The following is a 13,044-nucleotide window of genomic DNA, read 5'->3' on the forward strand; positions in this document are numbered from 1 at the left end:
CCCCAAGTAGCCCAAGTCCCTTACTGGGAGAGGCCGTTAACCTGAATTTCCGAGACTTCGCCGGTGGCACGGTCAGTGACGTTGATGCTCAACGCCCCGTCGTTGTCGATGACATTGACGATGAAGGCATCGGTGGAAAGGCTGCCCGAGTTGCCCGTGGAGATGTTGTCCAGCACCTGCCCCAGCAGCCGCGACTGCAATTGGCTGGTGAAGCGCTCCAGCGCGGTGGTACCGGTGGTGGTGGTTTTTTTCAGGTCCGGGTCGTCGAAATCGTTCTGCGCCTGGGCGTTGTTGAGCAGCCAGGTGCCGTTCAACGGGTTGCCGCCGAACGAAGGGTTGACCGGGGTGTACACCAGTTCCGTGGCGTGAGCGGTGCCGATCCCCAAGACAACGGCCAGGGCGCAGGCGGAGAGGGTTTTATTGTTCATAGTTCGTCCTTCTCGAGGTCGGTGGTGTCCTGCAGCAAGGTTTCCAGCTTGCGCTGGACGATCTGCGCCCTGACCAGGTCAGCGGCTTCGGTGGCCGTGTCCTGTAATTCCACGGTGTTCGGCGGCAGGAAGCGCCGGTAGATCACGCGTTGTTGGTATTCCACGGTAATAAGGCTGCCCCACCGTGGGTCCGGGCGTTCACGCACCACCAGGTTGAAATCCATGCGGCTGGTGGCCCGCAAGCGTTCGGTGAACGCGTAGTAAAAGTCGTGGCCCACGTGGGAAATGGCGTTGTCCACCACGAAACCCATCATTTCGTCCTCTTCGCCGCCACGGGCAGCGCCATTCAAGGCCAGGACCATCAGCGCCACGGCGCTCAGGCGATTCATGGCGCCAGCCTCTTGAGTGGGCTGGCCGCGGCCGGCTGGGTGCTGCCGTCGGCGGTGGCTTTCTCGGCCACGAACTGCCAGTCGGCGTAATGCTCCATGCCTTCGAACTCCGACCATTGCGCCGGGAAGCCGACCTGCTTGAGCGGCCGCTCCTGGGCCTCGCTGTACACGCCGGTGATGCGGTTATCCAGGCCGCGCAACAGGCCCCAGTCGGCGCTGTTGGTCATCGGGTCCGGGTACAGCCGACGCAGGTGGTGCCGTGGGCTGGGAAAGCGGGCGTCCTGGACCAGGTCAGCCAGGTCCTTGGGGTACTGGGCCAGCCCTGGCGATGCGCGGTAGTAGCTGCGCAGCGCCTCGGCGTACTGGGTGCCCACCCACACCAGCTCGCGCTCGTGCTCGCGGCGCGCCAGGGTCGACCACAGCTGGCAGGCACTGGCCAGCGAGGCACCCATGATCGCGATCAGCACCAGCACGCCCAGGTAGGTGAACCCGGCACTGGCGGCCTTACCATTGAGCGTACGGACTGCCATCGCGCGACCTCCCTTCTGCCCCGCTTTTCACATCACCCACGCCACCGCTGACGCCGGCCGGTGGCGGCACCAGCACCCAGCGGTCGTTGCGCTCGGTGATGGGGTCCACCGGCGCGTTGCGCAGGTAGCGCTGCTCCACCAGTTGCTCCAGCGAATCGGGGTAGTGCCCGGTGTCGCCGTAGTAATGGTCCAGCGCCTCGCGCATCGACGACAGGCTCTGGCGCAGGGTGGTTTCCTTCGACGCTTCCAGGCTGTTGAAGTAGCGTGGCAGCGCGATGGTCATCAAGGTGGCGATGATCGCCATCACCACCATCAGTTCAATCAGGGTAAAACCCGTTTGCCGACGCATAAGGTTCACCATTCCCGGTAAGGGATGCCGTTGAGGCCAGTACCCCGTGCCAGGGAGTAGACGTCGAACACGTCCTCGCCCTCGCGCGGGTTCTGGGCCGAGCTGTCGTAGCTGCGCAAGCCCCAGCCACCGTTGTCGTTGCGCTTGCTGGTTGCAAAGGGGTCACGCGGGATGCGCCGCAAAAAGTAGAACTTGGCCCCCTTGGCGCTGCGCACATCCCGTACCCCGTCCACCAGCATCTCCAGGTTGCGTGGGTAGCCGTTGCCATCCAGGGTCTTCTCCAGGTAGCCGGCGTCATAAGCGCGCTTGTAGGCGTCGATGCCGTCGCGGATCTGGTACAGGGCGTTTTTGAGGTCCTGTTCCTTGCCGCGACGCACCAGCGTCTCGGTCAGCGGCGCCGCCATGCCGGCCAGCAGGCCGATCAGGGCGAGGGTCACCACCACTTCGATCAAGGTAAAACCGGCCGCTGCGCGCTTCATGACTTATGGCCTCTCGACGGCTGGCACGGTGACCGCTACCGGCGTGGCCGCACTGTTGGCCGGCAGGGCCCGTGGCTGCTCGACGGTTTGCATCGAGCGGTCCGGGGCCTGCACGTGCATGCTGGTCTCGGTGCCGGTGGAGAACTCCATGTCCGACGGGCTCTGGTACGGCAGGTTGCGCACGATGCGCGGGGTGATCGACAGCACCAGCTCGGACTTGGCGAAGGTGTCCTTGTTGCTGCCGAACAGCCGCCCTACCCCCGGGATATCGCCCAGGCCTGGGATCTTGTTGCCGGTGTCGGCGTGGTCGTTGCGCACCAGGCCCGCCAGTACCTGGGTTTCGCCGTCGTGCAGGCGCAGGGTGGTCTGGGCGTTGCGGGTGTCCACCTGAACCGGGATGGTGCCCTGGCGGGTCGGTTCCAGCGGGGTGGCGTTACTGACTTCCAAGGCAATCTTGATCGCCACTTCGTTGTTCAGGTGCACGATGGGTTGCACCTCGAGTTTCAGACCCACGTCCAGGTAGGTGACGCTTTCAGTGATCACCGGGCCTTGAGTCGACGGCACCGAGGTGGCGCTGATGATCGGCACGCGCTGACCGATGTGGATACGCGCCTGTTCACGGTTGCTGACCCGGATCACGGGGCTTGCCAGGGTGTTGACGCCGTTGTCCTGGGCGTTGATTTTCAGCTGTGGCGACGGCGAGATCGAGATGCGCCCGGCGTTGATGCCGCGCAGCTGGGACAGCACGCTGACCGCGCTGCCGTCGCCGTTGACGATGCCGAAGGTGCTGGGCCATTGCAGGCCCAGGTCGAGGATGCGCTGGCGGGCCACTTCCATCACTTCCACTTCCAGCACCACTTCAGGGTTGGACTGGTCCTGCGCCTGCAGCAGTTTCTCGGCCATGCGGATCGCGTCTTCGGTGTCGCGCATGGTCAGGGTGTTGAGGCGCTCGTCGACGAACACGTCGCGGGTCTTGAGCATGGTCTTGACCATGTTCAGCGCGGTGTTGGCGTCGATGTTGGTCAGGTAGAAGGTGCGCATCACCAGCTCCTGGTAGTCCTTGACCTTCTGCGGCGAGTCCGGGTAGATCAGCAGGGTGTTCTCGTTCACCACTTTCTGGTGCAGCTGGTTCTGCGACAGCAGCATCTGCACGGCGTCCTCGATGCGCACGTCACGCACGAAGATGGTGGCCTTGAGGTCCGGGCGCAGGTCTTTGTCGAAGATGAAGTTCAGGCCGGCGACCTGGGACAGCACTTCGAAGATCGACTTGATGTTGGCGTCGCGAAACTCCAGGGTCACCGGCCGGTCCAGCTTGCTGCGCAGTTGCGGGTAGGTGATCTGGTTGCGGCTTTGCACCAGCTGAATCTGGCTGCGCAGCTCCAGGGCGCCTTCGTGGCGCGGGTCCAGTTCCAGAATCTGCCGCACCTGGCGGTCGGCGGTGAAAATGTCGCCGCGGCGCAGGTCGCCACGGGCCAGCTCCAGTTTCTCGTCCAGGGTGCGCAGGTAATCCAGCTGGTTCAGGGCGTCCTTGGCGCGGCCGTTGGCCGGTTCGATGTTCAGCACCCGGCCGTAGGCCTGGCGAGCCGTGGCCACGTCATGGTCGGCACGGGCCACATCGCCCTGCTTCATCAGGTCTTTCACCGCCCGCACCTTGCCGTTGCTCAGGGCCAGGTGCAGTTGCGTATCGCGCGGGTTCTGACGCAGGCCGTCTTCGATACGGGCAAGGCCGGCTTCGTATTGGCCGTGTTCGATCAGGTCATTGCCTTCCTGGTTGGCGACTTTGGCGGTACTGCAAGCCGCGAGGGCCACACACATGGCAAGGCTGGTGAGCATTAAGCGAGGTGCGTTCATGGGTTACTCCCCACAGACAAGGTCTGGGTCAAATGCAACGGCAGATAGACCAGGCTCAGTGCCTTGTCGTTAATGCTCTCGATCCGCCAGGTGTCGTCGATCACATCTCCTTTGCGTACGACGTATAGTTTTTCGCCGTTCTGCAGAAACACTTGCAGGTCACGGTTGTCATCCAGGCGCCCGATGAACTGGAACGGCATCGGTGGCGCGGTCGGGGCCGGTGCGGCCTGTTGCTGCTGTTGCAGCGCGGCCAGTTCCTCGGCGGTGGGCGCAGGCGCCAGCACGGCCCAGGTCTGGGCGGCGAACAGGTCGGCGCCGGGGCTCAGGTCGCGCAAGGGCGCCTGGGCGGGTGCTGCGGGTGCGCTGGACGGCACCCGGCTGGCTTGCGCCGGCGCGGGGTCGTCTTGCTTCATGAACAGATCGGGGTACCAGGCCAGGGCGCCGGCCACTGCGAAGAACGCAGTCCAGCCCATTACGCGACGGGTATTCATCATGACCTCGACAGGTAAAGGGTCATGCGGATCCGTCCGCTCAGGTCGGTTTCATCGATGCGCTTGCGCTGCAATTCGACGTCTTCCACCACCACCGCCGGCAACTGACCCAGCAAGGCGTGCAGGAAGCGCCGCAGTTGCGGGTAGCTGCCGTGCACCGGCAACAGGATCTGGTAGCGCGCCAGGTGGGTCTTGGGGTCGATGCCCAGGGCGTAGTCGCCGCGCGCCAGGGTGATGTGCTCCTCGGCGGCCAGGGCGTAGACCTTGTCGATGGCCACGGTGGCCTGCTGCTGGGCGGGCAGCTTGCGGTGGAACTCGTCCAGCTGGTGCTGCGGCACCACCGGGGCGGCGGCACTGCCCTGCTCCACCTGGGCCACGTAGTCGTCGGCCTGGCGGGTCTGCTCGCGCAGATCGTCCAGGGCGTGCCACGCCGGCACCAGGGTGAGCACCGCATAGGCGCCGACGGCCAGCAGCAGGCCGCTGCCCACAAGGCCGGCCACGCCGATGCCCTTGAGGTGTTCGTGGACGATCAATCTATTGAGCGCCATCGTTGATCTCCCAGGTAGCCGACAGGTTGAACTGCACCGGGTGCTCAGGCGCCTCGGCATCGATTTCGTGGTTGAGCAGCGACACGTCGCTCAATTCGTCACTGGCTTCCAACTGGCGGTGGAACGCCAGCATGGCTTCCAGGTTGCGGGCCTGGGCGGTGATGCGCACCTGGCCCTTATGGGCGTCGGGGGTCAGGGCCAGCAGCGCGATGTCGGTGCGCGGCAGGCCTTCGAGCATGGCGAACAGGCGCTCCCAGGGGCGGCGCAGCTGTTGTGACACTTTGCGCATCTCGGCCAGGTTCTGTTCCTGTTCGCGGACTTGGGCCGGGGTCAGGCTGGCCTTGAGGCTGGCGGCGTTGTCGTCGCCCAGTTGCTGGCGGGCCTGGTGCAGTTCGTGTTGCTGGGCCACGGTCTGGGCGTCCATCTGTTGCTGGGCCACCAGGCAACCGGCAGCCAGGGCCACGGCGGCGGCCAGCAGGCACCAGCCAAGGCCGGCAAAGCGTGGGTGGGGCTGAAAATCCAGGGTCAGGGCGCGCATGTCAGGCCACCGCCCGTGCCATGACGTACAAGCCGTCACGCACGCTCAACTGGTTATCGTCCAACCCGCACGCCTGGGCGTCGGGCACCTGGGCCGGCGCATCCAGGCGCGCCGGGGCATGCACAAACAGTTGCTGGGCATCAAAGCTGCCGGCTTGCAGGTGGCGTTCGCGACCGATCAGGGCAGCCAGGGCTGCGTCGCTGTCGGCGCTGCCGACCGAACGCACGCCAGCCCAGCGCCGTTGTTGCACGGTCAGCAGCACGCTGCGCTGTGGCTCGGCCAGCACGAACAGGAAGTCGTCACCGGCCTGGGGCCGCACGAAGCGGTTGAAGGCCACCATCAGGTACGGCTGCACGGCGGCCAGGCGCAGGCGGCGGGCCTTGGCCAGGCTGCGCAGTTGCTCAAGCAATGCCTGCGGCATGGCGCTGGCGATGCGTGGCTGGCCGGCCGGTGCCGGCGACAGGGTCACGGCCCAGGCCTGGCCGGGGGCACCGTACAGGTCCTCAAGGCAAGCGTGAGTAAACGCCTGCAACTCGTCAGGGCGCTGGATCTGCTCGCTCCAGGGCACCAGGCAGAAGCGGCACAGGTGGGCCGACAGCACCACTTGCAGCGAGGCACGCGCCGGGGCGTGTTCGCTGAGCAGGCGTTGCAGGGTGTCCAGCGCCACGGCCCAGGCACCCGGGCCTTCGTCGATGAAACCGACGCTGCCCAGCCAGCGCAGTTGGCTGCCCTGACGCATCCCCAGGCCGACGCTGCTGGCGCCGAGCACGGCAATCATTTGATCACGCGACAAAAGTGACACGATTGATCTCCTCCAGGGTGGTGCGGCCCTCGCGGACCAGTTCCAGCGCCGACTCACGCAGCAACCGCAGACCGCGGCTGCACGCGTGGGCCTTGATGCGGGCGATGGGTTGGCGTTCGACGATCATCTGCCGCAGTTCGTCGTCCAGGTGCAGCAGTTCGGCAATCGCCGTGCGCCCGCGGTAGCCGGTGCCGCGGCAATGGCCGCAACCCTTGCCGTGGACAAAGTGGTAGTGGCCGACCTGGGCCGGGTTGAGGCCGGCGGCCAGCAGGGTTTCCTCGTCCGGGGTCACCGGGGCGCTGCAGTGGCTGCACACCAGGCGGATCAAACGCTGGGCCAGCACTGCGTTGAGGGCCGAGACCAGGCTGTAGGGGTCGATTTCCATCTGGGTGAAGCGGCCGATCACGTCGAACACGTTGTTGGCGTGGATGGTGGTGAACACCAAGTGGCCGGTGAGTGCCGACTGCACGGCGATTTGCGCGGTGTCGGGGTCGCGGATCTCGCCGACCATGATCTTGTCCGGGTCATGACGCAGGATCGAGCGCAGGCCGCGGGCGAAGGTCAGACCCTTCTTCTCGTTGACCGGGATCTGCAGCACGCCGGGCAGTTGGTACTCCACCGGGTCTTCGATGGTGATGATCTTGTCCACGCCGTGGTTGATCTCGGTGATCATGGCGTACAGGGTGGTGGTCTTGCCGCTGCCGGTGGGGCCGGTCACCAGCACCATCCCGTAGGGTTCGGCGGCCAGGCGGCGCAGGCTGCGCAGGGTTTCGTCAGCAAAGCCCAGGGCTTGCAGTTGCACGCCGCTGACCTTGTCGCTCAGGTCCTGCTTGTCCAGCACCCGTAGCACGGCGTCTTCACCGAAGATGCTGGGCATGATCGAGATACGGAAGTCGATCTGGCGGCCGTTGATGCCCACCTTGAAGCGACCGTCCTGGGGCACGCGCTTCTCGCCGATGTCGAGTTCGGCCATTACCTTGACCCGGGAAATCACCTGCTCGGCGAACTCGCAGCCCTGGATCTTGCTGATGTTGTTGAGCACGCCGTCGATGCGGTACTTGATGGCAAGGCCGGTGCCGGTGGTGCCTAGGTGGATGTCACTGGCGTGCATCTTCAGGGCGTCGTAGAGGGTGGAGTTGACCAGCTTGACCACGGTGCTGGCGTCTTCGCTGATGCTGGCCAGCGACAGGCTGTGCAGGCTGTCGTTGCTAGCGCTGGCGTCGGCCTGGGCGTCAAGGGCGTCCACCGCGTGGAAGCTTTCTTCGTGGCGGGCCAGGTAGGCCTTGAGGTCGTCCAGCTGGGCCAGGTACAGCGGCGCGCCGCGCAGGGCTTCGTCGATCCAGGTCAGGCGTGAGGTGTCGAAGGGATCGGCGAACACGCCCACCAGCTGGCCGTCGTGATGCAGCAGCACGAACTCGCGCTTGATGGCCTGGGCCAGGCTGACACGGTCAAAGGCGGGGGTGGCGGCAAACAGGCTGGCGGTATCCAGCACGGGGTAATGCAGGGTCTGCCCCAGGCAGGCGACGAAAGCCGGGCCCGCCAGTTCGCTCAGCGTCTGCAGCGATTGCAGCATGCGCTCGCCGGACTGGGCGGCATCGTTCTTGGCCAGGGCCAATTGTTCACGGTTGAATCGAGTCGGTGCGGGGGCCGGCAACGGCGGCTCCACGGCGAGTGACAAACGTTCCATGACCTGCTCTCCAACGCCCGGGGCCGGGTGGCCCTATCGACGCGTCGGGGGAGGTCCGCCGCGTCACTAATCCCCGGTAAGCAGTTGCTCGTCGTCGGAAGCCAAGGGGCGCACACCATGCCGGCGGCGATCCCCCAACACCCAACTGCCGTCATACAACTGCAGCGGGAAACTCTCGTTCTTGCTCTGGCGGCGTTCGACGAAGCCTTCGGACATGGTTACCCCCGCACGGGGCTCACGTTTGAAACCCAGCAGGTCACACACGGCTCGGGCCAGCTCCGCCAACGGAAACGGCTTGAACAGGATGTGGCTGACCCCAAGGTCCCGGGCCCGCTCACAGACCTCGGCGGTCGGGTGGGCGGTGATCAGCACGTAAAAACACTTCCTGTCCTGGCGGACGGCATCGAGTACCTGGAAACCTTCCATATCGGGCAAACGGTAATCGAGCACCATGACGTCGGGGTCGAAGCTTTCGGCCATGCCGATCGCCTTTGCCCCGTCGTGGGCAACACGGACATCCAGGCCTTGCGCCTGGAGGTACACTTCCAGGTTCTGCGCAAGGATCTGTTCGTCTTCCACAACCAGTATTCTGTTAAACAAGGTCGACTCCGTGGAACTCTCAGGTCGGTTGACCGGTCGAAGCGCGCCCTCACAAGGACAAGAGCACACTTCATGCCAGACACGATGACGCTTTTTTACCGCGCTAACCCATTGATTTTGCTGTCCCTGCAGGCGGCTTGAAAATCCTTTCCCCAGAAGTGGGGAACCGTCGTGGTGATAGCACTATGATATCCCCCATTAGTGGGGACAATCCTCAGACAACATAGTCTGCCCATCGCACTTCACTTGAAAAACTTTGACCAAGGGCTCGCTGCCCGAGTTCGTTCCGGCTACCACGGTGCGCCGGCGCTCGCGGTTCAGGCTGCTCAGGGTCTCCACCTCCCGCACCAGCTCGGCCGGTTCGGCCAGGCCGTAGTAGCCGGTCCATTGCGGCTTGTCGCCGTCGCCCACCAATATCAGCGGCAACGTTTCATCCAGGCCCAACGGCCTGCCCACCAGGCCCTGCACGGTGGCCTGCACCGCCTGGGGCGTGCCGGTCAGCCAGCGCCAGCCGGGGCCTGCGCCATACTGCGCGGCGTACGCCGCCAGCCGTGGCGGGTCATCGCGCCAGGGGTCCAGGCTCAGCGACACCAGTTGCACGTCCTTGCCTACCCGTGGGCCCAGCAACGCGTGCATCTGGGTCATGACCTGTGGCACCTGGGCACACGGGCCGGCGCACTGGCTGTAGACGAACCCCAGCACCACGATTTTGTGGGCCAGCAGGTCGCGTTCCAGCCGCACCGTTTGCCCCGCCTGGTCCAGCAATGGCACGTCGGCGAAGTTCACCCGGGTGTTCTCCATTCGCTGCCCCGGGGCGCACGCCACCAGCAGCGCGCAGGCGCTCAACAGCCATGACACCGGCTTCTGAAACATAGTGCACCTCATTCGCGCTGACAACGTGCTACGCAATCGTTTACGCAATCGCCATGCCAGCCGCTGTTGCATTGCCTTTCAAGGGCTTATGGAAACTAGTTCATGCAGTGGGGCAAATGCCCCACCCGTTTCCCCGCTTTCAGTCCTGGGCCAGGCCCTGCAAACGCCGGTACTGGCGCATTACATTGGGCACATAACGCTGGGTTTCGGCAAATGGCGGTATCACCTTGCCGCGGCTCAGCACGGCTTCGGGGCCGGCGTTATAGGCGGCCACCGCCAGCGCCATGTCGTTGTCGAACAGGGTCATCAGGCGCTTGAGGTAACGCGCCCCGCCCTGGATGTTGGCGGCAGGGTCATAGACGTCAGCCACCCCCAGTTCCCGCGCCGTTTCCGGCATCAGTTGCATCAGGCCACCGGCGCCCTTGGGTGACCGGGCCTTGGGGTTGTAGTGGGACTCGTTGTCGATTACCGCGTGCAGCAGCGCGGCGGGCAGTTGATTGGCGACGGCGGCGGCCTGCACGACTTCGGCGAACGGCGCGCTGGCGATCATCTGCGGTGAACTGGGCGTGAAGCTGGCGACGGCAGCGACGCTGGCCGGCTCGCGGATAACGCGCTCATAGTGGCGCCCAGGGCGCATCACATTGGACAACACATAACCGCCGTTGGCGTCCCGGGACACATACATATCGGCCTGGGCGGCGCCGCTGATGGCCAGGCTGGCCAAAAAGAGCGTGGTAGTGATTCGCATGGTGGTTCTCCCCTGCGCCGCTCCCGGAAAGTGGGGGTTATGCCCCAATGGCAGCGGTCGAAGGGGTAGTACGCAAAGGTCGTGCCGATTCAGTAACCCATTGAATAGGCTGGTATTTACACCTTTGTGTGGGGGTTAGCATGGCAATTGCATCACCCCAGCACCGGTACTAACCCCCACGAGGTCACCATGAAACCGATAAGCCTTCCCCTGCCCCGACGCCACCGTGGTTTTACCCTGCTTGAACTGCTGGTGGTGCTGGTGGTGCTGGGCCTGCTGGCCGGCATCGTCGCGCCTAAATACTTTGCCCAGTTGGGCCGTTCCGAAACCAAGGTCGCCAAGGCGCAGCTCGAAGGCCTGGGCAAGGCGCTGGACCTTTATCGCCTGGAGGTCGGTCACTACCCCTCCACCGAGCAAGGGTTGCAGGCGCTGGTGGTGGCGCCACCGGAGGAAAGCCGCTGGACCGGGCCGTACCTGCAGAAAAAGCTGCCGCAAGACCCCTGGGGTCGCAGTTACGTGTACCGCTACCCCGGCGAACACAGCGAATATGACCTGTTCTCCCTGGGCAAGGACGGCCAGGCGGGTGGTGAAGGTGAAAACGCTGAAGTGACCAACTGGCAATAGTGAGGAACGGCCATGCGCTTTCAACTCAAGGCTCTGAGCAAAGGGGTGGTGGTGTCGATGGCCATCGAGGCCACGGCTGCCAGCGAGGCCCGGCGAATCGCCGAGGACCAGGGCATGCGCGTGGTCAGCGTGCGCGCCGAACAGCGCTGGCGCACCTGGCGCCTGCACGCCGGTGAAACCTTCAACCTGGTGCTGTTCAGCCAGGAATTGAGCACCCTGCTCAACGCCGGCCTGCCGCTGATCGACGCCCTGGAAAGCCTGGCGGAAAAGGAAACCGCGGCCCAGGCGCGCAAAACCCTGAGCGAGGTGGTGCGCCTGTTATATGAGGGCAAATCCTTCTCCCTGGCCCTGAGCCAGCTGCCCTCGGTGTTCCCGCCTTTATACGTGGCGCTGGTGCAATCCAGCGAGAAGACCGGCGCCGTCAGCGACGCCCTCGCCCGCTACGTCGCCTATCGGCAGCGCATGGACGTGGTACGGCAGAAGATCGTCAGCGCCTCGATTTACCCGTTGCTGCTGCTGATCGTCGGCGGTGGCGTGGTGCTGTTCCTGATGGGCTATGTGGTGCCGCGCTTCAGCCTGGTGTTCGAAGGCCTGGGCGACAACCTGCCGTGGCTGTCCCAGGTACTGATGAATGCCGGCCTGTTCCTGCATCAACATCAGGGAGAGTTCGGCGTGGCATTGGCCGTGCTGGTAGCTGCCTGCGTAATGGGGCAACGCCAACCGGCGTTCCGGCGATTTTTGGGGCGCATGATCGAACGGGTGCCGGCCATCCACCAACGCATCGTGATGTACGAGTTGGCGCGGTTCTACCGCTCGCTGGGCATCCTGCTGCAAGGCGGCATCCCCATCCTCACGGCCATGGACATGGCCCGCGGCCTGTTGACCGCGCAATCGGCCCACCGCCTGGACCAGGCTGCCGCCCGCGTGCGCGAAGGCCAGGCGCTGTCCTCGGCGCTGGAGCGCAACCAGCTGGTGACGCCGGTGTCACTGCGCTTGCTGCGCGCGGGCGAGCAATCGGGCAACGTGGGGCAGATGATGGAACGCAGCGCCGATTTCTACGACGAGGAAGTCAGCCGCTGGGTGGAGTGGTTCGTGCGGTTGTTCGAGCCGCTGCTGATGACGTTTATCGGGTTGTTGATCGGGGTGATCGTGATATTGATGTACATCCCGATATTCGAGTTGGCGTCGAGTATTCATTGATTAAGGACAAGCCGCACCGCCAACCCCGTAGCCGCTGCCGCCAGGCTGCGCTGGCCCCTGAGTACACTGAAGATCTTTAGCGCACACCAGGGCCAGCGCAGCCTGCGGCAGCGGCTACATGGGATTGATCGCGCTCAATGAACCCAATCCTCATACACCAACCCCACCACCCGCGAAAACTCACGCGTATTGTTGGTCACCAACGTGCACTGCTCTGCCAGGGCATGCCCAGCAATAGCCGTGTCATTCTGGCCGATGGGCGTTCCCGCTGCGGTCAGCTGGGCCTTGATCTGGATTGTATGATCAATGGCCGCCTGCCCCCACGGCAGGACGGCGTCGAGGCGCCGCACGAATTCATCGACCATTGTTTTGTGATGGGGCGACGCTTTCTTGCCAATTTGACCGTAACGCATCTCGGCATAGGTGATGGCAGAGATGACGATTCGGTCATTGCGCGTGGCTGCCTGTGTCAACCGTTGCAGCACACAGGCCGGACGCTCGCGCATGATGAAGGAGCAAATACAGGTATCCAGCATGTACGTCGTCACAAGCTGAACCTGCCATCGTCGTCGATGATATCGGGACGCTCTTGAAGAAAGTCGTCGTCAGCATGGGGCAACTCGGCGAAGGACTGCCACGAAGGGCGCACGGGACGCAACGTGATGGTGTCGCCTTCGCGGCTGATTTCAAGCTCGCCGACCCCATCGAACGCCATGTCGTTGGGCAAGCGAATCGCCTGGTTTTTGCCGTTTTTGAATATGGAGACAATGCGCATGATCGTGGCCTCGGCCTATGTCAGACCTATGCAGTATGCGTCAAACGTTAGGCCTATGCAAAGCATATGCCCTTTACACTGGGGAGTAATGCCATGCAAACAAGGCGGACCAGGCACTGCCACAGACAAAAC

Annotated in this window: 18 protein-coding genes; 2 read left to right on the top strand and 16 right to left on the bottom strand. The window is 64.3% G+C overall.

What is annotated here, in order from left to right; genetic code table 11:
* Positions 1-20: 20 nt before the first annotated feature.
* From ACZ9GA_RS11955 to ACZ9GA_RS12020, 14 genes are all read right to left on the bottom strand, one after another.
* On the bottom strand, positions 21-428 hold the full coding sequence (locus ACZ9GA_RS11955) for a curli assembly protein CsgF (RefSeq protein WP_457362474.1): 408 nt from the start codon (positions 426-428) through the stop codon (positions 21-23).
* Positions 425-817, bottom strand: coding sequence for a curli production assembly/transport protein CsgE (gene csgE / locus ACZ9GA_RS11960; protein WP_457362473.1), 393 nt, complete (start codon positions 815-817; stop codon positions 425-427). Before csgE ends, ACZ9GA_RS11955 begins: the two co-directional genes overlap by 4 nt.
* Complete coding sequence (locus ACZ9GA_RS11965) at positions 814-1,347, bottom strand: type II secretion system protein (protein WP_457362472.1); 534 nt, start codon at positions 1,345-1,347, stop codon at positions 814-816. Before ACZ9GA_RS11965 ends, csgE begins: the two co-directional genes overlap by 4 nt.
* Positions 1,322-1,696: a type II secretion system protein gene (locus ACZ9GA_RS11970; RefSeq protein ID WP_457362471.1), complete on the bottom strand. Its 375-nt coding sequence runs from the start codon at positions 1,694-1,696 to the stop codon at positions 1,322-1,324. The genes ACZ9GA_RS11965 and ACZ9GA_RS11970 overlap by 26 nt, the downstream gene beginning before the upstream one ends.
* Before the next feature lie 5 nt (positions 1,697-1,701).
* Positions 1,702-2,175: a type II secretion system protein gene (locus ACZ9GA_RS11975; RefSeq protein WP_027977909.1), complete on the bottom strand. Its 474-nt coding sequence runs from the start codon at positions 2,173-2,175 to the stop codon at positions 1,702-1,704.
* Between the two features lie 3 nt (positions 2,176-2,178).
* Positions 2,179-4,026, bottom strand: coding sequence for a secretin N-terminal domain-containing protein (locus ACZ9GA_RS11980; protein ID WP_457362470.1), 1,848 nt, complete (start codon positions 4,024-4,026; stop codon positions 2,179-2,181).
* Positions 4,023-4,517, bottom strand: coding sequence for a hypothetical protein (locus tag ACZ9GA_RS11985; RefSeq protein ID WP_457362469.1), 495 nt, complete (start codon positions 4,515-4,517; stop codon positions 4,023-4,025). The genes ACZ9GA_RS11980 and ACZ9GA_RS11985 overlap by 4 nt, the downstream gene beginning before the upstream one ends.
* Positions 4,517-5,065, bottom strand: a complete 549-nt coding sequence (locus ACZ9GA_RS11990; protein WP_457362468.1) for a GspMb/PilO family protein — start codon at positions 5,063-5,065, stop codon at positions 4,517-4,519. The genes ACZ9GA_RS11985 and ACZ9GA_RS11990 overlap by 1 nt, the downstream gene beginning before the upstream one ends.
* On the bottom strand, positions 5,052-5,603 hold the full coding sequence (locus ACZ9GA_RS11995) for a pilus assembly protein (protein ID WP_457362467.1): 552 nt from the start codon (positions 5,601-5,603) through the stop codon (positions 5,052-5,054). The genes ACZ9GA_RS11990 and ACZ9GA_RS11995 overlap by 14 nt, the downstream gene beginning before the upstream one ends.
* Position 5,604: 1 nt before the next feature.
* A complete protein-coding gene (locus tag ACZ9GA_RS12000; protein ID WP_457362466.1) occupies positions 5,605-6,405 on the bottom strand; it encodes a hypothetical protein in 801 nt (266 codons plus the stop codon).
* Positions 6,386-8,092, bottom strand: a complete 1,707-nt coding sequence (locus ACZ9GA_RS12005; protein WP_457362465.1) for a GspE/PulE family protein — start codon at positions 8,090-8,092, stop codon at positions 6,386-6,388. The genes ACZ9GA_RS12000 and ACZ9GA_RS12005 overlap by 20 nt, the downstream gene beginning before the upstream one ends.
* A gap of 66 nt (positions 8,093-8,158) precedes the next feature.
* Positions 8,159-8,692, bottom strand: a complete 534-nt coding sequence (locus ACZ9GA_RS12010; protein ID WP_457362464.1) for a response regulator — start codon at positions 8,690-8,692, stop codon at positions 8,159-8,161.
* Between the two features lie 198 nt (positions 8,693-8,890).
* Positions 8,891-9,565, bottom strand: coding sequence for an SCO family protein (locus ACZ9GA_RS12015; RefSeq protein ID WP_457362463.1), 675 nt, complete (start codon positions 9,563-9,565; stop codon positions 8,891-8,893).
* Positions 9,566-9,704: 139 nt separating this feature from the next.
* Positions 9,705-10,313: a transglycosylase SLT domain-containing protein gene (locus tag ACZ9GA_RS12020; RefSeq protein WP_457362462.1), complete on the bottom strand. Its 609-nt coding sequence runs from the start codon at positions 10,311-10,313 to the stop codon at positions 9,705-9,707.
* 189 nt (positions 10,314-10,502) lie between these two features.
* Between ACZ9GA_RS12020 and gspG the strand changes: the two genes are divergently transcribed.
* Both gspG and ACZ9GA_RS12030 read left to right on the top strand, forming a co-directional pair.
* On the top strand, positions 10,503-10,937 hold the full coding sequence (gspG, locus tag ACZ9GA_RS12025) for a type II secretion system major pseudopilin GspG (protein WP_457362461.1): 435 nt from the start codon (positions 10,503-10,505) through the stop codon (positions 10,935-10,937).
* A gap of 12 nt (positions 10,938-10,949) precedes the next feature.
* On the top strand, positions 10,950-12,137 hold the full coding sequence (locus ACZ9GA_RS12030; RefSeq protein ID WP_457362460.1) for a type II secretion system F family protein: 1,188 nt from the start codon (positions 10,950-10,952) through the stop codon (positions 12,135-12,137).
* A gap of 134 nt (positions 12,138-12,271) precedes the next feature.
* Here the strand turns inward: ACZ9GA_RS12030 and ACZ9GA_RS12035 are convergent, their stop codons facing one another.
* Both ACZ9GA_RS12035 and vapB read right to left on the bottom strand, forming a co-directional pair.
* Positions 12,272-12,685: a type II toxin-antitoxin system VapC family toxin gene (locus ACZ9GA_RS12035; RefSeq protein WP_457362459.1), complete on the bottom strand. Its 414-nt coding sequence runs from the start codon at positions 12,683-12,685 to the stop codon at positions 12,272-12,274.
* The gene (gene vapB / locus ACZ9GA_RS12040) at positions 12,682-12,912 is read right to left on the bottom strand and encodes a type II toxin-antitoxin system VapB family antitoxin (protein ID WP_457362458.1); all 231 of its coding nucleotides are present in this window, start codon (positions 12,910-12,912) and stop codon (positions 12,682-12,684) included. Before vapB ends, ACZ9GA_RS12035 begins: the two co-directional genes overlap by 4 nt.
* Between the last annotated feature and the right edge of the window lie 132 nt (positions 12,913-13,044).

The organism is Pseudomonas sp. TE3644 (assembly GCF_056278815.1).